The 25,163-nt window shown below is 42.1% G+C and carries 23 protein-coding genes; 15 read left to right on the top strand and 8 right to left on the bottom strand.

Going from position 1 to position 25,163, the window contains the following annotated elements; translation table 11 throughout:
• On the bottom strand, positions 1–440 hold a 440-nt coding region (locus tag C200_RS09735), incomplete at its 3' end, for a transposase zinc-binding domain-containing protein (protein WP_211250929.1).
• A 521-nt stretch (positions 441–961) separates the two neighbouring features.
• On the opposite strand from C200_RS09735, the gene C200_RS09730 reads away from it, so the two are divergent.
• Positions 962–1,624: a carbonic anhydrase gene (locus C200_RS09730; protein ID WP_016209947.1), complete on the top strand. Its 663-nt coding sequence runs from the start codon at positions 962–964 to the stop codon at positions 1,622–1,624.
• 26 nt (positions 1,625–1,650) lie between these two features.
• On the opposite strand, the gene C200_RS09725 is transcribed toward C200_RS09730, so the two are convergent.
• From C200_RS09725 to C200_RS09710, 4 genes are all read right to left on the bottom strand, one after another.
• Entirely contained in the window at positions 1,651–2,880 is a 1,230-nt protein-coding gene (locus tag C200_RS09725) for a multidrug effflux MFS transporter (protein ID WP_016209946.1), read from the bottom strand.
• 156 nt (positions 2,881–3,036) lie between these two features.
• On the bottom strand, positions 3,037–5,808 hold the full coding sequence (locus tag C200_RS09720) for a valine--tRNA ligase (protein WP_016209940.1): 2,772 nt from the start codon (positions 5,806–5,808) through the stop codon (positions 3,037–3,039).
• A 75-nt stretch (positions 5,809–5,883) separates the two neighbouring features.
• Positions 5,884–6,327, bottom strand: a complete 444-nt coding sequence (locus C200_RS09715; protein WP_016209937.1) for a DNA polymerase III subunit chi — start codon at positions 6,325–6,327, stop codon at positions 5,884–5,886.
• A 152-nt stretch (positions 6,328–6,479) separates the two neighbouring features.
• Positions 6,480–7,952, bottom strand: a complete 1,473-nt coding sequence (locus C200_RS09710; protein ID WP_016209931.1) for a leucyl aminopeptidase — start codon at positions 7,950–7,952, stop codon at positions 6,480–6,482.
• Between the two features lie 111 nt (positions 7,953–8,063).
• On the opposite strand from C200_RS09710, the gene lptF reads away from it, so the two are divergent.
• The 8 genes from lptF (at position 8,064) to C200_RS09670 (ending at position 16,256) form a co-directional block, all read left to right on the top strand.
• Positions 8,064–9,125 (top strand): LPS export ABC transporter permease LptF, encoded by a 1,062-nt coding sequence (lptF, locus tag C200_RS09705; protein ID WP_016209926.1) that lies wholly within the window; start codon positions 8,064–8,066, stop codon positions 9,123–9,125.
• The gene (gene lptG, locus C200_RS09700) at positions 9,122–10,156 is read left to right on the top strand and encodes an LPS export ABC transporter permease LptG (RefSeq protein WP_016209945.1); all 1,035 of its coding nucleotides are present in this window, start codon (positions 9,122–9,124) and stop codon (positions 10,154–10,156) included. Before lptF ends, lptG begins: the two co-directional genes overlap by 4 nt.
• A 2-nt stretch (positions 10,157–10,158) precedes the next feature.
• A complete protein-coding gene (queA, locus tag C200_RS09695; protein WP_016209932.1) occupies positions 10,159–11,199 on the top strand; it encodes a tRNA preQ1(34) S-adenosylmethionine ribosyltransferase-isomerase QueA in 1,041 nt (346 codons plus the stop codon).
• 182 nt (positions 11,200–11,381) lie between these two features.
• On the top strand, positions 11,382–12,497 hold the full coding sequence (gene tgt / locus C200_RS09690; RefSeq protein WP_016209936.1) for a tRNA guanosine(34) transglycosylase Tgt: 1,116 nt from the start codon (positions 11,382–11,384) through the stop codon (positions 12,495–12,497).
• A 38-nt stretch (positions 12,498–12,535) separates the two neighbouring features.
• Complete coding sequence (gene yajC, locus C200_RS09685) at positions 12,536–12,889, top strand: preprotein translocase subunit YajC (RefSeq protein ID WP_016209930.1); 354 nt, start codon at positions 12,536–12,538, stop codon at positions 12,887–12,889.
• 20 nt (positions 12,890–12,909) lie between these two features.
• Positions 12,910–14,778: a protein translocase subunit SecD gene (secD, locus tag C200_RS09680; protein ID WP_032126634.1), complete on the top strand. Its 1,869-nt coding sequence runs from the start codon at positions 12,910–12,912 to the stop codon at positions 14,776–14,778.
• A 21-nt stretch (positions 14,779–14,799) separates the two neighbouring features.
• Positions 14,800–15,744 (top strand): protein translocase subunit SecF, encoded by a 945-nt coding sequence (gene secF, locus C200_RS09675; RefSeq protein WP_016209935.1) that lies wholly within the window; start codon positions 14,800–14,802, stop codon positions 15,742–15,744.
• A gap of 233 nt (positions 15,745–15,977) precedes the next feature.
• Positions 15,978–16,256, top strand: coding sequence for a hypothetical protein (locus C200_RS09670; RefSeq protein ID WP_016209925.1), 279 nt, complete (start codon positions 15,978–15,980; stop codon positions 16,254–16,256).
• 209 nt (positions 16,257–16,465) lie between these two features.
• Here C200_RS09670 and C200_RS09665 read toward each other — a convergent pair whose 3' ends face one another.
• Both C200_RS09665 and pabB read right to left on the bottom strand, forming a co-directional pair.
• Complete coding sequence (locus C200_RS09665) at positions 16,466–17,104, bottom strand: transglycosylase SLT domain-containing protein (RefSeq protein WP_016209938.1); 639 nt, start codon at positions 17,102–17,104, stop codon at positions 16,466–16,468.
• Entirely contained in the window at positions 17,079–18,506 is a 1,428-nt protein-coding gene (gene pabB / locus C200_RS09660; protein WP_016209944.1) for an aminodeoxychorismate synthase component I, read from the bottom strand. The genes C200_RS09665 and pabB overlap by 26 nt, the downstream gene beginning before the upstream one ends.
• Positions 18,507–18,706: 200 nt before the next feature.
• Between pabB and C200_RS09655 the strand changes: the two genes are divergently transcribed.
• From C200_RS09655 to C200_RS09635, 5 genes are all read left to right on the top strand, one after another.
• A complete protein-coding gene (locus tag C200_RS09655) occupies positions 18,707–19,384 on the top strand; it encodes a M15 family metallopeptidase (RefSeq protein ID WP_016209927.1) in 678 nt (225 codons plus the stop codon).
• A 134-nt stretch (positions 19,385–19,518) separates the two neighbouring features.
• Positions 19,519–20,793 carry a serine--tRNA ligase gene (serS, locus tag C200_RS09650; protein WP_016209939.1) on the top strand — a complete coding sequence of 425 codons (1,275 nt, stop codon included), beginning with the start codon at positions 19,519–19,521 and terminating at the stop codon, positions 20,791–20,793.
• 67 nt (positions 20,794–20,860) lie between these two features.
• Positions 20,861–21,616, top strand: a complete 756-nt coding sequence (locus C200_RS09645) for a fimbrial biogenesis chaperone (protein ID WP_016209943.1) — start codon at positions 20,861–20,863, stop codon at positions 21,614–21,616.
• Between the two features lie 51 nt (positions 21,617–21,667).
• Positions 21,668–22,585 carry a TIGR01777 family oxidoreductase gene (locus C200_RS09640; protein WP_016209948.1) on the top strand — a complete coding sequence of 306 codons (918 nt, stop codon included), beginning with the start codon at positions 21,668–21,670 and terminating at the stop codon, positions 22,583–22,585.
• 108 nt (positions 22,586–22,693) lie between these two features.
• A complete protein-coding gene (locus C200_RS09635) occupies positions 22,694–23,587 on the top strand; it encodes a substrate-binding periplasmic protein (protein WP_016209929.1) in 894 nt (297 codons plus the stop codon).
• Between the two features lie 72 nt (positions 23,588–23,659).
• Here C200_RS09635 and C200_RS09630 read toward each other — a convergent pair whose 3' ends face one another.
• Positions 23,660–25,006 (bottom strand): MFS transporter, encoded by a 1,347-nt coding sequence (locus C200_RS09630; protein ID WP_051307319.1) that lies wholly within the window; start codon positions 25,004–25,006, stop codon positions 23,660–23,662.
• Between the two features lie 39 nt (positions 25,007–25,045).
• Here C200_RS09630 and C200_RS16735 point away from each other — a divergent pair.
• The coding region (locus C200_RS16735; protein WP_016209565.1) for a helix-turn-helix domain-containing protein at positions 25,046–25,163 on the top strand (118 nt) is incomplete at its 3' end.

Genomic DNA, 25,163 nt, shown 5'->3' with positions numbered 1-25,163 from the left:
TTCTTTGCGGTTTCTAGTAACGTATTGGCTGCAGTCCTAAAGATTATATTGAGTAATTCACGATTGAATAAGAAAAATGCCCAGAATTTTCTAGGCATAGTAAATGTGATGTGTTGCCATTTGCACTGTGGGAGAGTGGCGTTTTGCTCTTCGATCCATTGCTCTGTTGCTTTTTTGCCACAGGTTGAGCAAAAGCGGGACTTGCATGTGAAACAAACGACCTTGGTATGTTCGCAGTTTGGATTGGAACAACCGTAAACATCACACCCCATTAACTTGGTGCGACAACCGAGCACTTTGAGAACATTTTCATCAACGGCAGGTCGAATGGAATCAGCGTGTTTAGCGCGATAGTTCCACCAAGCACTTCGATATTGAAGTACGTGCTTCAGTGTGAATTGAATTTGATAGGTTTCACCTTTCTGCCGCTGGATAACCATTGAGAACAAATTACCATATTAAACAACGAATCAGGATAACAAGATTAGATCAGATCTAACAAGACTAATGTGAGTTAATAAGCGGTAAAGTGACGGGTGTTAGCACGGACATCCGAAAGTCGCGAGCTGTGCGAGCCTATTCTTGACTTTTATCAATAATATTATTTTTATAAATATATTAAAAGGGTTAAGGTGGTTTAGTAAGATTATTAAGGTGATTAAGAGTAGAGAGAAAAGTATAAGCGTAGATAAATAGTATTTTATTGCTATAACCGGAACTTGACTTTAGCATTTTACTACACCGAATTTAATTATATAAACAGTTAAAAATAAGCGTAACACTCTATAGCACTGTAATGAGATTGTAAAGTTTTCTGGATTATAGCGTGATTGAGCGGGATTGTTGAAACGATAGCGTAACAATGCTTTGAAAGCGTTGACTGTGGATGGTTTTGACAGTATCAGATCTGTCCTTTAAAATTCTCAAAGAATTAACATTGCCGTTGTTTATAGAGAGACTCATGAAAGAGAAGAGTGGTAAAAATCCAATTGTGCAGCTTATTTTAGGTCATAAAGACTTTAAAGAAGAGTACTTAAGTGAAGAAAATGAGCGCTATCGTAAGGAGGCTGCACAGGGTCAGCACCCTAAAGTATTGATTATTTCTTGCTCAGACTCGCGTGTGAACCCAGTGATTGTAAATCACATTAATTTAGGGCAAGTGTTTTCTATTCAAAATGTGGCGAATACTGTACCTCCTTATCAGCCAGGTAAATTAGGTGCAGATTCACATCATGGCACCAGTGCTGCGATTGAGTTTGCTGTATTGGGGCTGAACGTTGAGCATATTATCGTCTATGGTCATAGTGGTTGTGGAGGCATTCGTTCTTTGGTAGAAGGGGAGTTGCCGTTTAAGCCGACTTTTGTTGATCAGTGGGTACGCATTTTGGATGCAGCGAAGCAAAATGTACAACGTGATTTTCCAGATGCGACGGTTGATGAGCAATGTCATCATTGTGAGCGAGAAGGAGTCAAAGTGTCTTTGAAAAACTTATTGACATTTCCCTGGGTTAAAGAGCGTGTTGATAATCATACCTTACAATTACATGGTTGGCATTTTGATATTCCAACGGGTGATATTACTCGCTTTGATGAGAAGAAAAATAGCTTTTTAAAATTAGATTAATAATAATAATTTTTTTAATAATGTAATTAATTGGCCATGTTATGATTTGTTTGCAATATTTTAGCGTTGCTATAGCACTTACAGTAGCATTGGCTAAAAAATAATGTAGTTAGGCTGAGTACTGTCATTGTATAAGGGAGTGGGGCAGGGTTATTGGCAATTAAAACGCCGATGAATGCGCTAATTAGTGCAGCAGCGCTAAAGCGCAAGGCGCCAACGAGTGCAGAGGCGAGCCCCGCGTAGTGAATAACATTTTTTAAAGTAAGGGACATAAGAAGTGGCATAAGCATGCCAACAAAAAATGTGATCATAAATGATGGGATAATCATATTGATAATGTTCGTTGGATTGACAGTCAAGAGCACAGACATGATAAGTGCAGTGATCAAAGCGCCTAATGTACCTATTGTCATGATTGCTTGATCAGTTAAGCGTTTTTTTAAATGATTAAGAATAAAGCTGCCGATAATCAACGCTAAGGCGTTTAGAGCAAATAAATAACCAAACTGAGCAGTAGAAACATGGTAAATATCAATATAAATAAAAGGTGATGAAGAAATAAAAGCAAACATAGTGCAAAAGTTAGCACTCACCGCAATAGTGATTAGTAAAAAGGGTTTATGTTGTATTTGCTCTAAATAGGTACGTGCGAGTTTATTTATCGGTAGAGGTTTACGTGTTTGGTAAGGTTGGCTTTCTTGAATAAAGCACATGGCAAAAATTAAGAATAACCCATAGCCGGCTAAAAAATAGAAATTTGATGGCCAGTTAAAATGAATCAGTAAATAGCTACCAATGATGGGTGCAATGAGTGGTGTTAGAGTCAAAATTGTAATAATAAAGCTGAGAGTTTTGGTCATACGGTTGTGCTCTGTGAAAATATCTTTAACCATTGCCATGGCAACGACAACACCGGCACATGCGCCTAGAGCTTGCAGTAAGCGAAAAATAATAAGTTGGTTAATATTTACTGAAAATGCACAGAGTACAGAGGCGATAAAATAAACACTAATGCCAATGATTGCTGTGGGCTTTCTGCCGATTTTATCCGAGAGTGGGCCCCAAAAGAGTTGGCCAAGCGCAAAGCCGAGAAAAAACAGTGATAAAGTGAGCTGTAGTAGCAGTGAACTTGAGTGAAATTCTCTAGCAATGGTGGGCATAGAGGCGAGGTAGATATCCGTTGAAAAGGGGGTGATTGCGGCTAATAGTGATAAATAAATAATTAGCCCAGAGCTTTTAAATCGCATTGTTTGCATGGAGTATTATTCCTAAGTTTTACTTTTATCTAATTTGAGCTTATGGCTTGTTACAGGCGAAATTAAAGAGTATTTAAATAAAAAACTCGGTGACCAATTAAGTTTGCCACCGAGTTTTATCTATTTTTAATGAGCACATTATTTAAATATTAAAATTTAAAGCGCTTTAATTTTAGTTATTTGACTATTTAAATGGTCAAAGCGTTGCTTTACTTCCGCTTCTTTTTCGCGCTCTTTGGCAATGACAGCGGCAGGGGCTTTATTAATATAACTTTCATTGGCTAGTTTTTTACTAAAACGCTCCAGTTCTTTTTGTAATTTGACTTCTTCTTTGGCTAAACGGGCAAGTTCTGCTGTTTTATCAATCAATCCTGCCATCGGAATGTGAATCACCATGTTGCCAACAGGTGCAGTTGCGGAAGCCGGTGGCTCTTGATCAGAAGAAAGCCATTGAATGCTTTCTAATTTAGCGAGTGCAGTTAAAAAGGCTTTGTTTTCTTTTAGGCGCTGTTGATCTTTAGCGCTACCTTGGTGGAAAATGACAGGTAAGGCTTTATTGGGTGATAGATTCATTTCCGCACGAATGGTACGAATACCAATGACGATGGCTTTAATCCAGTTAATATCTTGTTCTGCTTGAGGGTCGATCATTGTCTGATTAACATGAGGAAAAGGTGCGGTCATGATGGAGTTAGCGCCTGTGGCTTTATCAAGCAAGGGCGTGATCGCCTGCCAAATTTCTTCAGTAATAAAAGGGATGATTGGGTGCAATAAGCGTGTTAGTTGCTCAAGTACTGTGACCAGTGTATAAAGGGTCGCTTGCTTTTGGGCTGGTGTTGCAGAGTCACTCCAAAGCACGGGTTTAGACAGCTCTAAATACCAATCGCAATACTCATTCCAAGTGAATTCGTAGAGTGCTTGAGTCGCTAAATCAAAACGATATTGGTTAAACTGCTTGTGAACCTCAGCAATGGTCTCTTGCAGACGTGAAGAGATCCAGCGATCGGCTAGGCTAAATTCAAGTTTGTTTAGGTTCAGTTCGAGGCTTTGGTCTTCTGTGTTCATTAAGACGTAGCGCCCAGCATTCCAAAGCTTATTACAGAAATTACGATAGCCTTCAACACGTTTTAGATCAAAGTTAATATCACGGCCATTGGTGGCAAGTGCACAGAAGGTAAAGCGTAGGGCATCGGTACCAAAGGCGGGAATGCCTTCGGGGAATTGCTTTTTCGTTGCTTTTTCAATCTTAGTTTTTAGCTTAGGTAGCATCATGCCATATGTGCGTTTGTCTAGTAATTTTTCTAAGCTGATGCCATCAATAAGGTCAATTGGATCGAGGGTATTGCCTTTAGATTTTGACATTTTTTGACCTTCATGGTCACGAATGAGTCCGGTGACATAGACTTCTTTAAAAGGTACTTTACCGGTAAATTTTAAACTCATCATGATCATGCGAGCAACCCAGAAGAATATAATATCAAAGCCTGTGACAAGGGTTGAGGTTGGTAGGAATTTATCAAGTTCGAGTGTCTTTTCAGGCCAGCCGAGTGTTGAAAAAGGCCAAAGTGCTGAAGAAAACCAAGTATCTAATACGTCTGTATCTTGAGTGAGGGTTAAATTATCAGCTAATTGATGGGTTTGGCGCACCGCCTGTTCACTTTCGCCAACATAGATTTTGCCATGGTCATCATACCACGCAGGAATGCGATGCCCCCACCATAATTGACGACTGATGCACCAGTCTTGAATATTGTCCATCCATTGATAATAGGTTTTACTCCAGTTTTCTGGCACAAAGCGAATCTCACCGTTTTTAACTGCATCGATGGCAGGTTGAGCAAGTGGGCTAGTTTTAACATACCATTGGTCGGTTAGATAAGGTTCGACGATGGTATTACCACGTTCACTGCGTGGGATTTTCAGTGTATGTGGTTCGATTTTTTCCAGTAAGCCTGCGGCTTCAAAATCGCTAATAATCTGTTTGCGGGCGGCAAAACGTTCTAAGCCTTGGTACTTTCCAGGGGCATTATCATTAATATGTGCGTTTGGCGTTAGGATATTAATCATCTCTAATTGATGGCGCTGGCCCATCTCATAGTCATTAAAATCATGTGCGGGAGTGATTTTAACGCAGCCGCTGCCAAAGTCTTTATCAACGTAGTCATCGGCAATAATTGGAATTTCGCGGTCAGTTAGCGGTAGCTTAAGGGTCTTGCCAATTAAATGTTGATAACGCTCATCCTCAGGGTGAACAGCGACTGCAGTATCACCAAGCATGGTTTCCGGGCGTGTGGTGGCAACGATCAGATAATCAGAATCATCAGCAAGGGGGTAACGCAGGTGCCAGAGTGAACCTTGCTCTTCTGTAGCAATGACCTCCAGGTCAGAAATCGCGGTCAGTAAGTTAGGGTCCCAATTGACCAGGCGTTTACCGCGGTAAATTAAGCCCTCATTGTATAAATCAATAAAGGCTTTTTGTACGGCATCAGAGGGGCCTTTATCCATAGTAAAGCGTTCGCGTGACCAGTCTGGTGAAGTGCCCATGCGGCGCATTTGCTGAGTAATCGTGCCACCAGATTGTTCTTTCCATTGCCATACTCTCTTGGTAAATGCCTCACGGCCTAGCTCATGGCGTGAGATGTTTTCAGCACTTAATTGGCGCTCGACCACCATTTGGGTGGCGATGCCCGCATGATCAGTACCGGGTTGCCATAGTGTTTGATCCCCTTGCATACGGTGATAACGAATCAGTGCATCCATCAGGGTGTGCTGAAAACCATGTCCCATGTGCAAGGTACCGGTGACATTGGGTGGTGGGAGCATAATCGCATAGGGAGTGCCTGTGCCTTTAGGGGGGAAATAACCATTTTTTTCCCAGGATTGGTACTGCTTTTTTTCGATGAGATCAGGTTGGTAGGTCTTATCCATGGTATTTAGGTCTCTGCTTTAATTTATAAAGTTTCAAACTACTTTCTACTTTTTTGATGATGAGTTTATTGCTTTTTAAGTGAGGCTGTTATTTGAGCTTGGGCTGTTATGATGGTGTACAGCAAACCCATCTTGTTGATAGTGGCGATAAGCTTGGCGTGAAGCCTGTAAGCTCTTTTTGTCTTGACTGACAATTTCGGCAATGCGTGAATAAAAGTGGTTGTCATGCTTTAACGCCGCGAGTTTGATGAGTAAACCGGCTGGACTGTGCTGCTCACCAAAGCCAATGAGGACGTTGACATCTTCATCGGCCATGGGGTGGCCGACAATAGCGTGAGGCACAAAGCTCGTATCGTTAAAGCTCCACAGCAAATCGTCGAGTTGCTCTGCATCGGCTTGACTGTGGGTGTGGATGTAAACCGTGGTATTTTGTGATACCGCTTTTTCAGCTAGGCGACAAGCAAAATGGTATTGAGCTTGCTTGCTCGGAGTGTTGAGTATATAAAAATCTACGCGCACAATTTTTCTCGGTTCATTAATTAATCTAAATTTATACTATAATCTATCAAAATAAAGTTAGGGTGCATATGCACCCTACATTCAATATTTCATTAATTCAATGGTTGAATAATCAGCCGTGTTATTTTAAACCATATTAAACGTTAATTTTATTAAGTTAAAGTGGATAAATAACGCATTAGTAACGGTACAGGACGTGCTGTTGCACCTTTTTTCTTATCGAAAACACCCCCTGCGCTACCGGCAATATCCAGGTGTGCCCAGGTGTAATTTTTAGCAAAGCGTGATAAGAAGCAAGCGGCAGTAATTGTACCTGCGGCTCGACCGCCGATATTGGCCATATCCGCAAAGGGGCTATCAATCTGCTCTTGATATTCTTCATCCAGCGGCAATTGCCAGGCTTTATCTGCAGCCTCTTTGCCTGCTTGGAGTAACGTTTTAGCAAACGTGTCATCATTGCTCATGAGGCCGGTATTGTGCTCACCTAAGGCGACGACGCAGGCGCCGGTTAACGTTGCAATATCTATGACAGCGTGTGGCTTGAATTTTTCGATATAGCTTAAGCCATCACACAAAGCGAGACGACCTTCAGCATCAGTATTAATCACTTCGATGGTTTGGCCGCTGTAGGAGGTGAGAATATCGCCTGGCTTTAAGGCTTTACCATCGGGCATATTTTCAGCCGCAACGATAATGCCGACGAGGTTTTTCTTCAGATTCATCTGAGCTGCGGCTTTGAAAACACCGAAGACACTCGCAGCACCGCACATATCATATTTCATGCCTTCCATGCCTTCACCGGGCTTAATGCTAACGCCACCAGAGTCAAAGCTGATGCCTTTGCCAACAAAACCGATGGGCACTTCCTCTTTATTATCGGCACCTTGATATTGCATGATAATAAATTTAGAAGGCTCTTCACTGCCTTGACCGACGGCAAGAAATGAGTTTAAGCCGATGTCACGGCCTTCTTCTTCATCGATAATTTGTGTTGTGATACGGGTGTATTGTTGAGCGAGTTCTTGGGCTGTTTTAGCAAAGTGACTCGGCGTGCAGATATTGCCAGGCGCATTGGCGAGGTCTTTGGTCAAATGAATGCCGGCAAGTAAGGCATTCGCGTTGCTAAGATCAGCTTCAGAGGCCTGGCCGATAAAGCTAAATTCATCAGGAATATGCTGTTCTTTGGGTTGGCTTTTTAGGCCATCGACGCGGTAATAACTCGCATCAATCGCTTGCATCGCCAAAGAAAGTTTATCGGCCGCGTTATTATTGCAAATAGCAAGCTCTAATGTAGAAAATGTCACCTGGTTGAGAGTAAGCTCTTTGAGCTTAGTCATGGCTTTTGTATGCAATGTTTTAAAGTGCAAGTCTGTCAGTTTATCTTTTTTGCCTGCGCCGATGAGTAATATACGCTCAGCAGTAATTGCAGAAACTTCAGGAATGAGTAGGCTCTGACCTGATTTTCCGCTGATATCGCCGCGTGCAATAAAACGGCTAATTAAGCCATCAGTGGCTTGATCGATGGCTGTGGCTGTTTCGCTAAGTTCTGTGCCTTCAAAGATGGCAACGACAAGGCAGTCGCTTTTTATCGTATGCGCTGCGGTTTGTGTCAGTGAAAATTTCATTTAAGCCCTCCGCCTTTTGACTGATTTTTTTATAAATTCGTGTACACTGTGCAAACCGTATGAGTTTACTTGAATTGGCGGCGATTGTCAGCTAAAGCGAGGGGAATCAATTTGATATTAGCGCGTTACCTATGGCGTGAGTTAGGCAATGTCGCCTTGGCGACTACGATCGTCTTATTGTTGATTTTAGTGAGTATCATGTTGGTGCGTTATTTACACATCGCCGATAGCTTTATGATCGCGATTAAAATTTCAGCACTACGCTTGCCTTATTACCTAGGTATGTTGATGCCTGTGGGGTTTTTCTTTGCTGTATTGCTGGCACTTGGGCGCTTTTTTGCCGAAAGCGAGATGGTCATTTTATTTAGTAGCGGCATGAGTTGGTGGCATTTGGTGAGGCTATTATTGCTGCCAATGGGGGTGGTCATGGCCATTGTTGGCTTAATTACGACATTTGTATCGCCCGCTTTGGAGCGAGTGCAGGCAGATATTATGCAACAATACCGCCAGCAAGCAGCCAGTGCAATTGTGCAGCCGGGTTTAATTCGTTTTAATCATGGTCAGAATGTTGTTTATTTAAAAAATGTCACCGCAGGTGGGCAGGAGATTAGTGAGGTCGAAGCGGTTTTGCGTAATGATGATGGCAGTGAGAGCATTTATGTCGCCCCACGGGCGAGCCAGTATTATAATGCTGCGGGTGATCGCTATATCCGTTTGTTTGCAGGCCAGCGCTACGATGTAAAAGATGGCGTGGTTTCAGCGTCTATTCGTTTTAAAGAGTATACGGCATTGATTCAAAAGCATGGCATTATTGGTACGGATCGGGATGTCGGTACGTTATCAATGCGTAAGTTACTTGTGAATGGTTCTTCTGAAGCTTTAGCTGAATTTGAGTGGCGCATTGCCATTCCCTTGGCTGTGCTCGTACTTGGGTTACTGGCGATTCCCTTAAGTAATGTTGGGCCACGTCAGGGCCGTTATGGCCGTTTATTTCCTGCGGTGTTGGTGTTTGCGGTGTATTTTAATATTTTGGCGATTATTCGTAATGAGGTTGAAAGCGGTGATTTATCAATGGGCTTGGGATTATTTGCTGCACCGCTGATCTTTAGTGTAATGGGCTTGTTGTTTATTCATTATCGTAATCAAGGTGGCCGCTGGAGAATGAAGTCATGATTTTGCGTCGTTATCTTGCCAAACAATGCTTATCTATGACCTTGCTTATTTTATTTGCTTTAGTGGCATTAGACTTTTTTTTTGGTTTGATTGGCAATCTTGATGGTAATTCTTTTATTCAGGCGTTGGTGTTTATGCTCTGGCGTTTACCTGAAGATATGAATCAGCTGATTCCCATCAGTGGTTTATTAGGGTCACTTTTGGCACTTGGGCAAATGTCTCGTAATAGCGAGCTAGTGGTGATGCGAGTGGCTGGCTTTTCGATGCTGAAAATTGCGCGTGCTGTCGCTGGTGCAGGGTTTTTATTGGCGATTGTATTGTTTTTTAATATGACGTTGATTGCGCCGTGGGCCAATCAACAGTTGCGTTCATTAAATCATACGGGCAAGTCTAATCAGGCGACCTTAACTCAAGTATGGTTAAGATCAGATCATGGCTTGGTTAATATCCAAGCGTTTTGGCCCAATGGGGTATTGACTGGCGTTAGCCGTTATGAATTTAAAGAGGGCAAGCTTGATCGAATTGAGCTGGCTCAAAAAGTACGTTATCAAAATAGCCAATGGCATGCTGGTGATATTAAAACGGTTGACATTAGTGATAAGAAAGTAACGTATAACAGCACTCAAAGTGCACTTTGGCAGAGCTTAATGGCGCCAAAGTTACTGACTTTGGTGGCAACGCCTGCCGATGAGCTGAATGTGGTTGGGCTTTGGCGTAATATCATTTACCGCGTGCAAAATAGTTTAAATAGCAACCAATATGAATTTGTATTGTGGCAAAGCATTTTTACGCCGGTTTCAGCAATTTTAATGATGTTACTTGCGGTGCCATTTATTTTTGGTGCCGGACGAAATAGTAGCCTTGGCTTTAAGATGATGCTGGGGATTTTAGTGGGTTTTGGATTTTTTATTGTTAATCAGTTTGTTGGCTCCTTAAGTAGCTTAATTCAGCTTTCACCATTGCTTGCTGCTTCATTCCCCAGTATCCTGTGCATTTTATTATTTGTCTATGGGGTCCAGAGGTTAGGTTAGTTATGCACATTGATGCCTTCGATTTTGAACTGCCAGAGCACCTTATTGCTCAGTATCCACAGACTGAGCGTCGTGCCAGTCGTTTATTGCATGTCAATCGTCAAGGTCAATGCTTGCATCGTGGTTTTAGTGAAGTCATTGATTTATTAAATCCAGGTGATGTGTTGGTTTTGAATAATACTGAGGTGATTGCTGCGCGTTTATATGGCAAGAAACCAACTGGTGGCAAAATAGAAATTTTAGTTGAGCGCTTAATATCTGAATACGAGGTGCTGGCCCATGTCAAGGCGAGTAAGGCACCGCAAGCAGGAACACAGGTTATATTAAGTGAAGCCGGCGCCGAGGTGATGGTTTTGGGTCGGGATGAGAGTTTGTTTCAGCTCAAGTTTAATCAAGCGGTTTTGCCTTTGTTAGCGCGTATCGGTCATATGCCTTTGCCGCCTTATATGGTTCGCCCGGATGAAGAGACTGATCGCACACGCTATCAAACGGTCTATGCGAGGCATCCAGGTGCGGTTGCCGCGCCGACAGCAGGACTGCATTTTGATGATGAGTTACTTGCAGAGATTAAAGACAAAGGTGTGGAAATTGCTTTTGTTACGTTGCATGTCGGTGCAGGAACGTTTCAGCCAGTTCGCGTTGAGAATATTCAAGATCATGTGATGCATGCAGAGTGGTTACAGGTGAGTGATGATGTCGTCGCTAAAGTCAATCAAGCGCAGCAGTCTGGTGGGCGTGTCATTGCAGTAGGATCGACGTCATTGCGCAGTTTGGAAACAGCAGCGGCACAAGCTGAGGAAGAGCTGAAAGCGTTTGAAGGTGAAAGCCGATTATTTATTACTCCAGGCTTTAACTTTAAGGTTGTTGATTGTATGATTACTAATTTTCATTTGCCCAAATCAACTTTGATGATGCTTGTCAGTGCTTTTGCCGGTTATGATGAGATTATGACGGCTTATTACCGTGCTATTGAAGAAAAATATCGTTTTTTTAGCTATGGTGATGCGATGTTTCTTGAGAAAAAAGAACCTATGAAAGTATAACGTATAAAAGCTAAGATAATTATTAAAGCCAATAATTTAAGCTGATGTAAAGCTTGTAAAATTTTATAAAAAACATATTAAAAGTTAATCTTAGCTAGATAGAATTTTAGATAAAAGTGAATGAAGTGAAAGTGAATATCTGTAGTGAATATAAAGCGAAGTAAGGGACGTGTATGAGTCATATGTCATTTGAGCTATTACATAAGGATGGTCGCGCTCGCCGTGGTCGTTTAAGCTTTCCCCGTGGAGTTGTCGAGACGCCTGCTTTTATGCCGGTTGGGACCTATGGGACCGTAAAAGGGCTAACCCCTGAGGAAGTATCTGCAACTGGAGCGCATATTGTGCTTGGTAATACGTTTCATCTGATGTTGCGCCCAGGGACAGAGATTATTGAACAGCATGGTGATTTACATGACTTTATGCAATGGCAGGGGCCGATATTAACTGATTCAGGTGGTTTTCAGGTGTTTAGCTTGGGTGCCTTGCGCAAGCTAGATGAAAAAGGAGTGACTTTTCGTTCACCTGTGAATGGCAGCAAGGTCTTTATGGGGCCAGAAGAGTCCATGTGGGTTCAGCGTAAGCTGGGCTCTGATATTGTGATGATCTTTGATGAATGCACCCCGTATCCCGCGAGCTATGAGACAGCACGTGAATCTATGGAACTTTCACTGCGTTGGGCACGTCGTAGCAAAGACGCGCATGGTGATAACCCGGCCGCTTTATTTGGCATTATTCAGGGGGGAATGTATCCGGATTTACGTCAGCGTTCAACCGAGGGACTATTAGAAATAGGCTTTGATGGCTATGCAATTGGTGGCTTATCGGTGGGTGAGCCGAAACATGAGATGTTCAGCACGCTCGATGCGACAACACCGTTGATACAAGAGGATAAGCCGCGTTATCTAATGGGCGTCGGTACGCCGGATGATCTCGTTGAAGGCGTACGCCGAGGTGTTGATATGTTTGATTGTGTGATGCCGACACGCAATGCACGTAATGGTCATTTATTTACATCTGAAGGAGTGATTCGGCTACGTAATAGTGCGAATAAAACAGACACGCGTCCGGTGGATGAAGCGTGTGCTTGTTCTACTTGTCGACATTATTCACGGGCTTACTTACATCATTTAGATAAATGTAATGAAATGCTTGGCGCACGTTTAAATACCGTTCATAATTTGCATTATTATCAGAAAGTGATGCGTGGTTTGCGTACAGCAATTGATGCAGGTAAGCTAGATGAGTTTGTCTGCCAGTATTATGCAAAGCAGAATAAAGACGTTCCTGAATTGGCTTAAAATTTAAATAACAAAGGTATAAAAATAAGGGGAAATCCATGAAAAAACTATTTGCAATTCTAGGTTTATTAGCAGTGAGCAGCGCAAGTTTTGCCGCAGATGCACCCGCTGCAGGAGCAACCTCATCGTTGATGAGCTTTTTGCCGTTGGTGGTGATTGTTATTATTTTCTATTTTTTATTAATTCGTCCACAAAGTAAGCGTGCCAAAGAGCACCGTAAATTGCTCTCTGAGCTCGCAAAAGGTGATGAAGTGTCAACCAGTGGCGGTGTGTTGGGTAAAGTGATTAAAGTTGATGAGAGTGTTGTGACCATTGAAATTGCGAATGACGTTGAGATTCAAGTTCAAAAGAGTGCAGTTTCTGCGGTGTTACCGAAAGGAACTATTAAATAATAGCTAGATAAAGGCCTATCATGGTAAAACGAGACTCCTGGTGGAAGGTTTTTCTTCTACTGTTGACAATTGTGATCGGTACGATTTATGCGATACCGAATTTGTTTGGTGATGATCCTGCTGTTCAGGTCATCGGTCGTCGTGGCTTTGATGTGACGCAAGTACAAGAACAGTTAGTGAAAGCCGCGCTTGCGAGTGAGCAGATTGGCTATCGTGACTTATCATGGGCAAAAGATGGCATGTTGCTGCGTTTTTATACGCAAGACAGTCAGCTAAAAGCCAAAGATGCGATAGAAAATGCGCTTGGTAGCCATTATGTTACGGCGTTAGATCTAGTGCCTGCAACACCGATGTGGTTAGCGAGCTTAGGTGCTACGCCAATGAAGCTCGGTTTAGATTTACGTGGCGGTATTCATTTTGTATTACAGGTGGATATGCAGACCGTATTACGCAATCAAGCAGGTAGTTTCTTACAAGAAATTAAAATGAAATTAGCAAATAAGCACATTGCTTATACGGATATGCGTTTGGCGCCAGAGCAAGCGGAGGTTGAAGCACCTGAATTAATTATTCAAGCGGCAGATACGGCAACAGTAAAACGTCTGGTGAGCCAAGAGCTTGGTTCGCAGCTGCTATTATTACCAGAGTCTGGTCGCAATACGCTTTACTATAAACTCAGTGATGAGACGATCGCGCAAGCGAAAAAATCAGCATTATCACAGACAGAAACGGTCATGCGTAATCGTGTCAATGAGTTAGGTGTGGCTGAAGCATCTGTCGCTTCTCAAGGAAAAAACCGTGTGGTGGTTGAGTTGCCGGGAGTCCAAGATGCGGCTCAAGCGAAAGAGTTGATTGGTGGTACGGCGACACTGAAGTTTATGTTGGTCGATCAGGCTCATTCAGTCGATGCGGCGCTAAAAGGTCAAGGGCCTGCAGGGTCGACGATTTACTGGAATGATAAAGAGCGACCTGTTTTGCTGAAAAATCAGGTGATTCTAACAGGTAAAGCCGTGGTTGGCGCGACGGTTGGTTTTGATCAGAATAATCGTCCGGCAGTGAATGTGCGTTTGACTGGTAATGAAGTTAGTAACTTTTCTAAAGTTACCCGTGATAACGTTGGTAAGGGCATGGCGGTTGTGTTAGTGCAAACCACCTTGAGCTCAAAAAAAATCAATGGTAAGGATATTTTCCAGCGTAAGACGTCAGAGCGTGTTATTAGTATTGCAACGATTCAGCAGGCGCTTGGTAATAGCTTTCAGATCACAGGTATTGGTGAGGTAAAAGATGCGCAAAGCTTAGCGATACAAATTCGTGCAGGTGCATTACCCGCTCCCGTACAAATTGTTGAAGATCAGGTGATTGGTCCAACCTTAGGTGCGCAAAATATTCATATTGGCCTAGTGTCACTTGCTGCAGCGATGATTGTGACTTTACTCTTTATGTTGGTTTATTATCGGGCATTTGGTATTTATGCCAATATTGCATTGATTTTGAACATGATCTTTTTGTTCGCAATCATGTCGGTGATGGGCGCGACTATGAGTTTGCCTGGCATTGCCGCCGCGGTATTACATATTGGTATGGCGGTAGATGCAAATGTCTTGATCTTTGAGCGTATACGTGAGGAGTTGCGAGCTGGTATTAGCCCACATAAGGCGATTAGCCAAGGTTTTGACCGCGCGTTGGCAACAATTATTGACTCTAATTTAACAACTTTAATTGTGGCTGTTGTTCTGTTTGCCATTGGCACAGGGTCAGTCAAAGGATTTGCTGTGGTATTAATCATCGGTATTGTAACTTCACTGTTGACTGCAGTGACAATGACACGTGGCATGGTGAATTTTGTCTATGGCAATCGCCCCATTAAGAAGCTTTCGATAGGTATTTAACGAGGGGTTAAGAGATTAAGTATGGAGTTTTTTAAACAACAAACGAATATTGATTTTCTTGGCTTACGTCGCTGGGCGGGAATATTCTCGGTGGTGATTTGCTTAGGAAGCATTGCTATTATGGCAATTAAAGGTCTGAATTGGGGCTTGGATTTTACTGGCGGTTACTCTGTGCAAGTCAGTTATGTTAAAGCTCCCGATTTAACTAAGGTTCGCAATGCGTTAGACGCTGCAAATTTTCGTGAAGCGCGGGTGACGACCTATGGAAGTACACGTGATTTACAGATTCGCTTTGCACCACAAGAGGGCCAAAGCGCAGGCTTAAGTGAGACGCAGCAAGGTGCACTTAAAGCTAAATTAAAAACAACACTGACATTGGGACAGCCGGTTGAAATTAACTCACTGAACTATATTGGCTCTGAAGTGGGCAGCGAGATGGTTCAGCAAGGTGTTTTAGCTATTATTGTCTCTGTACTGGCTATTATGGTCTATGTGGCTTTGCGTTTTGATTATCGCTTTGCGATTAGTGCTGCGGTAGCGTTAGCACATGATCCGTTATTAATTTTAGGTATTTTTTCATTATTTCATATTGAGTTTACCTTGATTTCTTTGGCGGCTTTGCTTGCAGTGATCGGCTTTTCGTTGAATGATACCGTAGTGATTTATGATAGGATTCGCGAGAACTTCCGCAAGATGCGTAAAGCAACACCCGTTGAGGTGGTTAATCGTTCGATTAATGATACGCTGTCACGTACATTAATGACTTCAGGCTTAACTTTGTTGGTTGTCATCATTTTATATGTCTTTGGTGGCCCGGCACTACAGCCATTTGCTTTGGTTTTAATCATTGGTATTTTGATTGGTACGTATTCATCGATTTATATTGCTGGCGCTTTATCAATTAAGCTTGGCATTAATCGTTTATCGATGATGCCGTCGAAAAAAGAAGAAGATAGCCGACCTTAATCTGGCTTTTATATTAATCACTCGTATTGATGGGTCTTTGATTGGCCAATTGATCAATTGACTAGTGAGTTGAGTATTAGCGATAACGGCCTAAAAAAGGATATAAAATAAGAGGGGAGCTATATAGATTAGCTTCTTTTTTTTATTATGCAGGTTTGTCATAGTGACGTGTTATATGTTGCAATAGATTGGCTAGTTACTGTGTATTTATGTTTTATCTTGGAGGGATCGTTATGCGCTTAATGTTAAAATTTGTTATTCCGGTAGAAAAAGGCAATCAGGCTGCAGCAGATGGGTCGATGATGCAGGTTATTCAGGAATTAATTGGGAAATTACAGCCAGAATCGACTTACTTTTATTTACAAGAAGGCAAGCGTGCTGGCACGATTATTTTTAAGGCGACAGATCAAAGTCAGATGGTTGTGATTAATGAGCCATTATTTGCAAAATTACATGCAGAAATTGAAATTCAGCCTGCGCTTGATCTTGAAGACTTAACACGGGCGTTATAGCTTTATAAAACTCAAAATAAACAATAATTGATTATGATTAAATTAAGTTAAATATTTAGTAAGAGTCTATTTAAATACAGGTATTATTATAGAAGTATTATTTGTGCCTCTATTTTTTATTTAAATGTTATGGCATCTGCTATCGAGAGTTGGCAGAAGCCTGTACTTTATTACGTGCTAAGCACTAAATCTTCCCCTTGTCTTTAGATTTACCAAAACCACCATGATTTTTTCGGTAACGAAGACTCACACTGAATAAGCTGGTGGTAGTAACTATTCGCTTTGCTGCGCACTTGGTGGGCTTTGGCAAGGAGCCAGCGTTTTTTTAGATAAGTGCGCTTACGATAGCCACCATCGCCCTCATGATAGGCAAGATAGAGTGAATACGCATTATTTTTAGCAATGCCTAAACGTGAATATGAGCGATTGGCATACCAGCCGACAAAGTCAATCGCATCAGCAAAGTCGGTTCGTGAAGCACGGCTATTACCCGTTGATCGTTGATAGGTTGCCCAAGTGCCATCGGTGGCTTGGGCATAGCCATAGGCAGAGGTTGGACGTGACCAGGGAATAAAGCCCAATAGTGTTGTACGTGGTGGCCTGGCATCATAGCGAAAGTGAGATTCGTAATAAATAATAGCCATTTGGGCGCTGATTGGGACGCCCCATTTTTTACGTGAGTCTTTGGCTGCCCAGTACCATTTAGGGTATTCACGAAATATGCTACAGATATTATTAATATTCTGTGGGGGTGCGGTTGCACAGCCTGCTAGCATACTTGCCAGTATGCATGGAATAATCAGCAAGCGAGAAAATTTTAATTTAAGGCGAAAGCCCTGATAGTTCATAGAGCGTTTCGTGAATGATCGTAACTTTATCAAAGGTTTCTTGATATTCTTGTTCAAGTTGAGAGTCTGCAACGATACCTCCTCCGGCCCAACAGTATGCATGGTTCTGGTGGCAAATTAGTGTGCGAATGGTAATGTTTGTATCCATATGTCCATCATAGCTAATATAGCCAATACTACCATAGTGAAGACTACGACGATGTGGCTCTAGCTCTTCAATAATCTCCATGGCACGAATTTTAGGTGCGCCGGTGATTGAGCCGCCAGGGAAAGCGAGCTTTAATACATCGGTCGCATGTGTCTGTTTTGCCAGTGTACCGCGCACTGTACTGACAAGATGATGAACATTTTTAAAGCTCTCAAGCTCACAGACCTTTGGCGTGATGACTGAGCCTATCTCGCAGCTGCGGCCTAGATCATTACGCATTAGGTCAACGATCATGATATTTTCAGCCCGGTCTTTTTCACTATTAAGGAGCTTTTCTTGATAGCTTGCATCTTCTGCAGCTGTTTTGCCTCTGGGAACGGTACCTTTAATTGGCTTGGTTTCGACAATGTTGTGGTTGATTTTTAAAAAACGCTCGGGTGAACAGCTTAAAATTTGGTTATCACCGATATCCATATAACAGGCAAATGGCGCTGGATTATGCTGACGTAGTTGCAAATAGGCATGCAAGGGGTGTCCAGTAAATGGTGCAACAAAGCGCTGGGTTAAATTAACCTGGTAGCAGTCACCGGCATGAATATAGTCTTGGATTTTATTAAAGCGCTCTTTATAGTCATTAAAGCTCAAATTGGAGTTAAATTGGCGTGTTAATTTAAAATCAGTAAAGTGACCGGGTATAGCTGTCTTAATATTATCATTAGTAGTAGTATCGTGAATCGGGCTTTTTGACAGTTGCTGATAAATATCAAGGCTGTTTGCTTTTTGTTGCAATGGACTGACCCAATAGGCAGATTGGTTTTGATGGTCAATAATGATGGCCCAATCGTAAAGGCCAACAGCAAGATCCGGTAGGTCTAAGTCATGTTCAGCGTGTTCGGGTAGAGTCTCGAGTATACGTCCCAAGTCATAACCAAAATAGCCTAAAGCCCCGCCGCAAAAAGGCAGGTGATAATTTTCTGGTATGGTGATGTGGGTATTGACTTGTTGAATGTGTTCTTTAATAAAACTAAATGGATCGAGTGTTGTGACTTGAATCTGGTTGCCTGTTGCATCGGTGCTATAGGTTTGATTATGGTGGTTGATGATTTTTTTATAGGGGTTTGCAGCAAGAATATCAAAGCGGCCACTACTTAACGGTGCGCAGCTATCTAGCCAGATGGGCCAGTCAAGGTGGGCAATCTTAGAAAACCAGTATGCCGAATCTTGAGTATAAGAAAGCGGTTTAATCATCAACATGGGGTATCAGTCTGCTTTATTGTCAATAAAATTGTCCGTTATTCTAGCAAAAAAAAATTAAGAATACAGTATATGTGCTTGCAGCTGAATTAGGTGCTAAGTTAAGTTAGTTGATATTTTAGTTTATTATAATCTAGGGTAAGTGATTTTGGATCAGTTAAATTAATTTAAATTTAAGAGTACAGGGTATCAGACAAAAAATGCATGCGAATATTTATGGTCAAGATGACCAGGACTTAAGAGCATTTAATGCAGATCACCGTTTGCATATGCAAGCAAAATTACCATTATTAAACTTGATTGAAGCGGCACAGCATGCTGGGATTCATTTGGCTTTAATCAGTGCTTATCGTAGCTTTGACCGTCAATTGGCGATTTGGAATGCAAAAGCTTCAGGTGAAAAACCGGTGTTTGATCGAACGGGTCAATATCAAATTCAGATAGATCATCTGGCTCCGAAGGAGCGCGTATTTGCCATTTTAAATTGGTTTGCCTTACCTGGCACCAGTCGGCATCACTGGGGAACTGACTTTGATATCTTTGACTTAAATGCGCGGCCAGCAGGGTATCATATTCAGTTGGTGCCCAGCGAATATCAGCCCGGAGGGGTATTTTCGAATTTAGGACAGTGGTTAGATAATAATTTGGCTAATACGCCGTTTTTTCGACCGTTCTGGGGGGAGCCCAGTGGTGTCGCTGCAGAGCCTTGGCATATTAGTTATCGACCGTTGGCAGCTGAGTTTCAAACCTTATTTTGTATTGATGATTTGACTAAGGTGATTGAGCAAGCGCCTATTTTATTAAAAGATGAGATTCTAGCTGAGCTGGATGAGATTGTTAGTCGTTTTGTTTTGGCGATTGATGATGTAAGGCGATAGCCTGAGGTAGACATGGGTTGGGACTAAACAGCTAGGGCGAGAGCGTTATGTGCTAAATACTAGGCATTTTGTCAGTATGCCTTTATTATATGGGCATTGATTTTGAAAGAACGAGTACAAAGGTAAGAGGAAACATGCTTGATCCAAAACATTTACGTACTGATTTAGATGATGTGGCTAGGACGCTAAGAAAAAGAGGCTTTGAGCTGGATACGGCTAAACTAATCTCTTTAGAAGAACAACGCAAACACCTGCAGACTGCAACCCAAGAATTGCAAAACGAGCGTAATTCCCGTTCTAAGTCGATTGGTCAAGCAAAAGCACGTGGTGAAGAGATTGCGCCTTTAGTTGCGGCGATTGGTGACTTAGGTGAGCAATTAAATGATGTTAGTGCCAAGCTTCATTTGGTTCAACAAGAGCTTGATGAATTATTATTGGGTATTCCAAACTTGCCTCATGAGTCGGTGCCTGCAGGTAAAAATGAAGATGATAATGTCGAAGTGCGGTGTTGGGGGACGGTACCCGAGTTTAGCTTTGCAGCAAAAGATCATACTGAATTAGGTGAGTCATTGGGCGGTTTGGATTTTGAGCTGGCAGTAAAGCTCACCGGCTCACGTTTTGTGGTGATGCGTGGGCAGATGGCACGGCTACATCGAGCACTGGCTCAGTTTATGCTCGATGTACAAACTGAACAGCATGGTTATCAAGAAATGTACGTGCCTTATTTGGTAAATCATGAGAGTTTGCAAGGCACGGGGCAATTGCCTAAATTTGGTGAAGATTTATTTCACCTGCAAGGCGAGCATGAGTATTGCTTAATCCCTACCTCTGAAGTGCCATTGACCAATACGGTGCGTGATGTGATTTTGGAAGAAGCAGTACTTCCTCTGCGTTTAACGGCACAAACGCCGTGCTTTCGTAGTGAAGCTGGTTCTTATGGCCGAGATACTCGCGGGATGATTCGTCATCATCAATTTGAAAAAGTTGAAATGGTGCAAATTGTTCACCCGGATAAATCATATCAGGCGCTTGAAGATATGGTCACTCATGCGGAGAAAATTTTACAGTTGCTGGAGTTGCCCTATCGGGTGATGGCGCTGTGCGGCGGTGATATTGGTACTAGTGCGGCGAAAACCTATGATTTAGAAGTTTGGCTGCCTGCGCAGGGTAAATACCGTGAGATTTCATCTGTCAGCAACTGTGAGGCTTATCAGGCACGACGCATGAAAGCACGGTGGCGTAATTCTCAAACAGGCAAGCCAGAGCTGGTGCATACATTAAATGGCTCGGGCTTAGCGGTTGGGCGAGCGTTGATTGCGGTATTAGAAAACTATCAACAAGCCGATGGTCGCATCCGGGTACCCAATGTTTTAATGCCTTACATGGCAGGCTTAGAGTGGATAGGTTAGACTAGAGTGATTGCCGGTCTAAAATAAGCGTTAAATTTATAAACGTTAAGTTTGTGAGGGAATAGCATTGAAACGTTTACTTTTTAATACAGTTGTAGGGATTCTAGCGGTTGGCAGCAGTGCGGTGAGCTTTGCTGCGAGTTCTTATCTCGTGGCTCCAGGTAAAATTAGGCTCAGTTTACAGCGGCCATCGACGTCTTCTTTTATTGTCCGTAACACGGGGGATACGACGTTGCATTTACGTGCCAAGCTTGAGTATTACCCGACAAGCTCTGAGGTTTTGGGCTTAGGCTCACAAAAAAAAGGCTTTGATGATGACCTGTTAACCCATGCGCGCGTGTTGATTAGCCCACCGTTATTGGTTATGCCGGCTGGACAACAGCGCACACTACGGGTATCAGTACGACCAAACGCGGGCTTAACAGAGGGCACTTATCGGGCCTATTTACGTTTTAGCCCGAGTGAATTAATTAAACAGCCCATTAAAGTGACGAATGATGCAACAGGCAATCAAGTGGGTGCGCAAATTAATATTCGTTTGGATACGGTGACGTCAATTTATGCGGATAAAGGCAAAGGTGAAGCAAAACTTGCAGTCAAGTGTATAAAAGTTCAAAAAAATACTAAGGTGACTATTGCTAATGATTCGCCCTGGTTGTATCGAGGAGCGATTGCTAGTAATAATGCGAATGATAAAGATGCTTCTGTGCCAGTGATTTTAATGGGCTATAATACACAGACCTTTGAATTAAAAAACTCACGTTCAGTGATCGAGCTTGCCGAGGAAAATAGCAAGGATAAACAGAAAATATCGTGTAGCTAAAGGGATTTTATAAAAATAAATAAAATTAATTATAGTTAAAGAGTCGTCAACATGGATGTTGTTATTATTGGTGCAACGGGTTTAATTGGCAGTGCACTTATTCTTAAGTTATATCGTCAGCATGAGATCACTGCGGTCGGTCGTGATGTTCGCGTTGTTCGCCAGCAGTTTCCTTTTTGTAAAAGTTTAGCCCTACAAGATTTAGGGTTAGAGGATTTAGCCGCTTGTGATGTTGTGATTAATTTGGCAGGTGAAAATATTGGTCAAGGCCGTTGGAATGAAGCACGTCGTGCCAAAATTATTAATAGCCGGATCAGTGTTACTCAACAGGTTGTTACTTTATGCCGTAAATTAGGTCACGAGGCACCGCGCGTGTTTAATGCAAGTGCAATTGGCGTGTATGGCCTACAAGAAACCAGCGTGAGCGTATCACCGCAACTTACTGAAGAAAGTCCACTGCCCAGCCCACCCACTGATTTTTTGAGTGAAGTGGCTATTGATTGGGAAAATGTGTTGAAATTCTTGGATCCTGAAAAGGTGGTGCAGTTACGCTTTGCGGTTGTGTTAGCTGGTAATGGGGGAGCTCTACCTAAATTGGCTTTGCCATTTTATTTTGGCTGTGGTGGAAAAATCGCTTCGGGTCAACAGATGGTTTCCTGGGTGGCATTAAAAGATGTAGTGGCTGCGATTGTGTTTTTATTAGAGCGTCCCTTGCTTTGGGGTGCTTTTAATATTGTTGCTCCTGAAGGTGTGCACCAATATCAGTTTGCAGGGGTGCTGGCAAATGTTCTGAAAAGGCCAAATTTAATGTGGACTCCAGGCTTTTTATTGCAGCTAGTTTATGGTCAAATGGCGAAAGAGTTAATTTTAAAAGGCCAATATGTGGTACCGAAGCGATTGCTTGATGTCGGTTTTCAATTTCAATATGGTGATTTAGCGCGAGCCTTGCAAGATATTTATAGTGAATAGAGCTTGCTCGTGCTGCAATAGGAAAAATAATAAATAGTTTCTATACTTTATTTTAAATAAGGCTATTTTTTATAAGGCCCTATTTTACATGATATGGTGAAACCTTAAATGTATAAACTTTCAGCAGCAGCTGTTATTTTTATTTTATCTTCTATTTTATTAATAATGACAGTGCCTTTTGTTTATTCTCTTGCTTTAACGGGGGATAAAATAAAAGTATGTGCTGGAAATTGGCCACCGATTATGTTTCAAAAGGATGATAATAGTCCTGTCGAAGGGTTTGCCGTCGATGTCATTAGGAAAATTATTACAACCAATGGTGGCCAGGCTGAGTTTAAAATATTGCCATGGCGAAGGTGTTTAACGTATTTGCAAGCTCAAGGGGATTATGCGTATCAGTTAGCACCATTTGTTACTTATAATCAAGCACGGGCCCGAGCTTATGTATTTAGTCGGCCGTGGTTGCTGGCAAAGGGGTATTATATTTATTCAAAGACGCAGTATCCTTCAGGCTTAATTTTAGTGAGTCGCAAAGAAATGTTATCGTCAAAATATAAGATTTGTGGGCGGCACGGCTTTAATTATCAGCAATTTGGCGTACCTGACAATAATAGAGTGGATCGCCACTCAGAAATGTTAACGAACCTTCTTGAAAAAGTGCAGGCAGGGCGTTGCAGTTTTGCTCTTGCGCGTGAAATCAACCTTGTGGGCGAGCAATATATCTCCAATGGCTTAAATATATTTAATGATCCAGACTTTGGCTATGGTATTGTGCCAGAGATGACTGCAGAGAAAATCTATTTTATGCTCAATAAGTTCAATCAACCTCACTATTTAAATAACAATAAAAATATTACCGGGGTACTGAATACGTATATCAAAAAATATTGGGCGGATGGCACGATTGTCGCGTATGCGAGCCGATATTTAGAAAAGTCAGAGATCGTATTAAAAAGGCCATCTGGACTGCAAAAGATTAAGCAGGTAATCCCTAATATTTAACTATTTTGCTCACTCACTCACTCATGCATAGGTTAGTTGAAGCCTGATTGACCTTATTTTGCTTGAAAATTATTAAGTGAGTTGGCTATTAAAATGTGATCGATAGTTGTATAGGCCAATGAGGGTGATGAGGCTGTAGATCGCTATCAGATATAACGATGCTGTGCTTTGCTTGGTTGTTTGAATTAAAAACGTGAATAAAAGCGGTGCGGTGCCCCCAATCAGTGCATAACCTAAATTGTAGCTTAAGCCCATACCTGAGCTTCTAATAGGGCTTGGGAATAACTCAATGATGCTAATCGCATAGACGCCATTAATCAAGCTTACGCTCAGAGGCAGAATAATCGCAAAGATAATTTCTGCTGCAGTGCTTGATAAATGAGTAAGATTGCCCTTGTTGATTATCAGCCCACAGATAAAAAGTGTCAAAATACAGCCAATCAGCATCACGCATTTACGGCCAAGCTTATCAGAGAGTGTACCGAAGATCATGGAGCCAAGAGCATAGATAAAAAAGCTTAAGGTAGTACTGATGTAGTGCTGATACATGTGGTTGCTTGTATTAAGGCTTGTCGTGTTTGTGATTAGCTTAGGTTGATTTAAATAACTAAGATAGGTTGGCAAATATAAAATAAAAGAAACAGCAACCGCAGGCAGGGCAGTTAAGCTTAAGGCAATGAGTAATGAGTAGGGCTTGTCTTTGATCAATTGTAGTAAGGGAAGTGTTTTGGCTGTATGTATGTGCGCTGGTCGTGATGGTTGCTTTAATGTATTCATTTGTTGAAATACTGGGGTTTCATTGATATTTTTGCGCATAAAATAAGCGATTATGCCGATAGCAAAGCCTATGATAAAGGGAATGCGCCAGCCAAAGCTCAGCATTTGCTCTGGGGTAAAGTAATGCGTTAGTACTGCGCCGATAAAGCTACCTAAGGTATTACCTAGGGTAATAAACATAAAAATCATGCCAATAGCCATACCGCGGCGATTTTGATTAAATAAGTGCTCTGCGGTAAAAATGCTTGAGCCTGGAATCTCTCCACCTAGAGAAACCCCTTGTATAATGCGTAATAGCATGAGTAATAGTGGGGCAGTAATGCCAATGTGATGATAGCTAGGTAATAAGCCGATGCACATTGTGCCGATTGCCATGATGATTATGCTATGTGAAAACGCATGACGACGGCCAAAGCGATCACCAATATGACCAAAGATGAGTCCACCAAGAGGACGGGCTAAATAGCCGGCTGCGAAGATGCCAAAGGTCAGTAATAAGGCATTGATATGGCTGTTACTTGGAAAGAATACTTGAGCAATATATGGTGAGAATAATGCGTAAATAGCAAAATCAAAAAACTCTAAGGTGCGCCCTCCGTCATCTGAAGTGCAACACTCAGTAGAGAGTTCATATTCATACAGATAAACTCTCTAGTTCGCCTTTTGACTTAGAGGGTAGAGATGGTTTATCGGCACTTAAATGAAAAAGATCGTTTTTATATCGAACAACGGTTATCAGAGGGAGACTCGCTCAGATCAATTGCTAGAGCACTTGGCTTTTCTCCTAGCACGATTAGCC

The organism is Piscirickettsia salmonis LF-89 = ATCC VR-1361 (assembly GCF_000297215.2).
GTDB classification, from domain to species: Bacteria; Pseudomonadota; Gammaproteobacteria; order Piscirickettsiales; family Piscirickettsiaceae; genus Piscirickettsia; species Piscirickettsia salmonis.
This window is presented reverse-complemented; position numbering and strand designations above follow the sequence as displayed.

Coding starts and splice junctions, on each gene's coding strand:
- C200_RS09710 (WP_016209931.1), bottom strand. CDS start 7,952: ATGAAATTTTCACTGACACAAACCGCAGCGCATACGATAAAAAGCGAC.
- C200_RS09635 (WP_016209929.1), top strand. CDS start 22,694: ATGTATAAACTTTCAGCAGCAGCTGTTATTTTTATTTTATCTTCTATT.
- secD (WP_032126634.1), top strand. CDS start 12,910: ATGGTAAAACGAGACTCCTGGTGGAAGGTTTTTCTTCTACTGTTGACA.
- C200_RS09725 (WP_016209946.1), bottom strand. CDS start 2,880: ATGCAAACAATGCGATTTAAAAGCTCTGGGCTAATTATTTATTTATCA.
- C200_RS09730 (WP_016209947.1), top strand. CDS start 962: ATGAAAGAGAAGAGTGGTAAAAATCCAATTGTGCAGCTTATTTTAGGT.
- secF (WP_016209935.1), top strand. CDS start 14,800: ATGGAGTTTTTTAAACAACAAACGAATATTGATTTTCTTGGCTTACGT.
- serS (WP_016209939.1), top strand. CDS start 19,519: ATGCTTGATCCAAAACATTTACGTACTGATTTAGATGATGTGGCTAGG.
- C200_RS09640 (WP_016209948.1), top strand. CDS start 21,668: ATGGATGTTGTTATTATTGGTGCAACGGGTTTAATTGGCAGTGCACTT.
- queA (WP_016209932.1), top strand. CDS start 10,159: ATGCACATTGATGCCTTCGATTTTGAACTGCCAGAGCACCTTATTGCT.
- C200_RS09720 (WP_016209940.1), bottom strand. CDS start 5,808: ATGGATAAGACCTACCAACCTGATCTCATCGAAAAAAAGCAGTACCAA.
- C200_RS09670 (WP_016209925.1), top strand. CDS start 15,978: ATGCGCTTAATGTTAAAATTTGTTATTCCGGTAGAAAAAGGCAATCAG.
- yajC (WP_016209930.1), top strand. CDS start 12,536: ATGAAAAAACTATTTGCAATTCTAGGTTTATTAGCAGTGAGCAGCGCA.
- pabB (WP_016209944.1), bottom strand. CDS start 18,506: ATGTTGATGATTAAACCGCTTTCTTATACTCAAGATTCGGCATACTGG.
- tgt (WP_016209936.1), top strand. CDS start 11,382: ATGTCATTTGAGCTATTACATAAGGATGGTCGCGCTCGCCGTGGTCGT.
- C200_RS09655 (WP_016209927.1), top strand. CDS start 18,707: ATGCATGCGAATATTTATGGTCAAGATGACCAGGACTTAAGAGCATTT.
- lptG (WP_016209945.1), top strand. CDS start 9,122: ATGATTTTGCGTCGTTATCTTGCCAAACAATGCTTATCTATGACCTTG.
- C200_RS09665 (WP_016209938.1), bottom strand. CDS start 17,104: ATGAACTATCAGGGCTTTCGCCTTAAATTAAAATTTTCTCGCTTGCTG.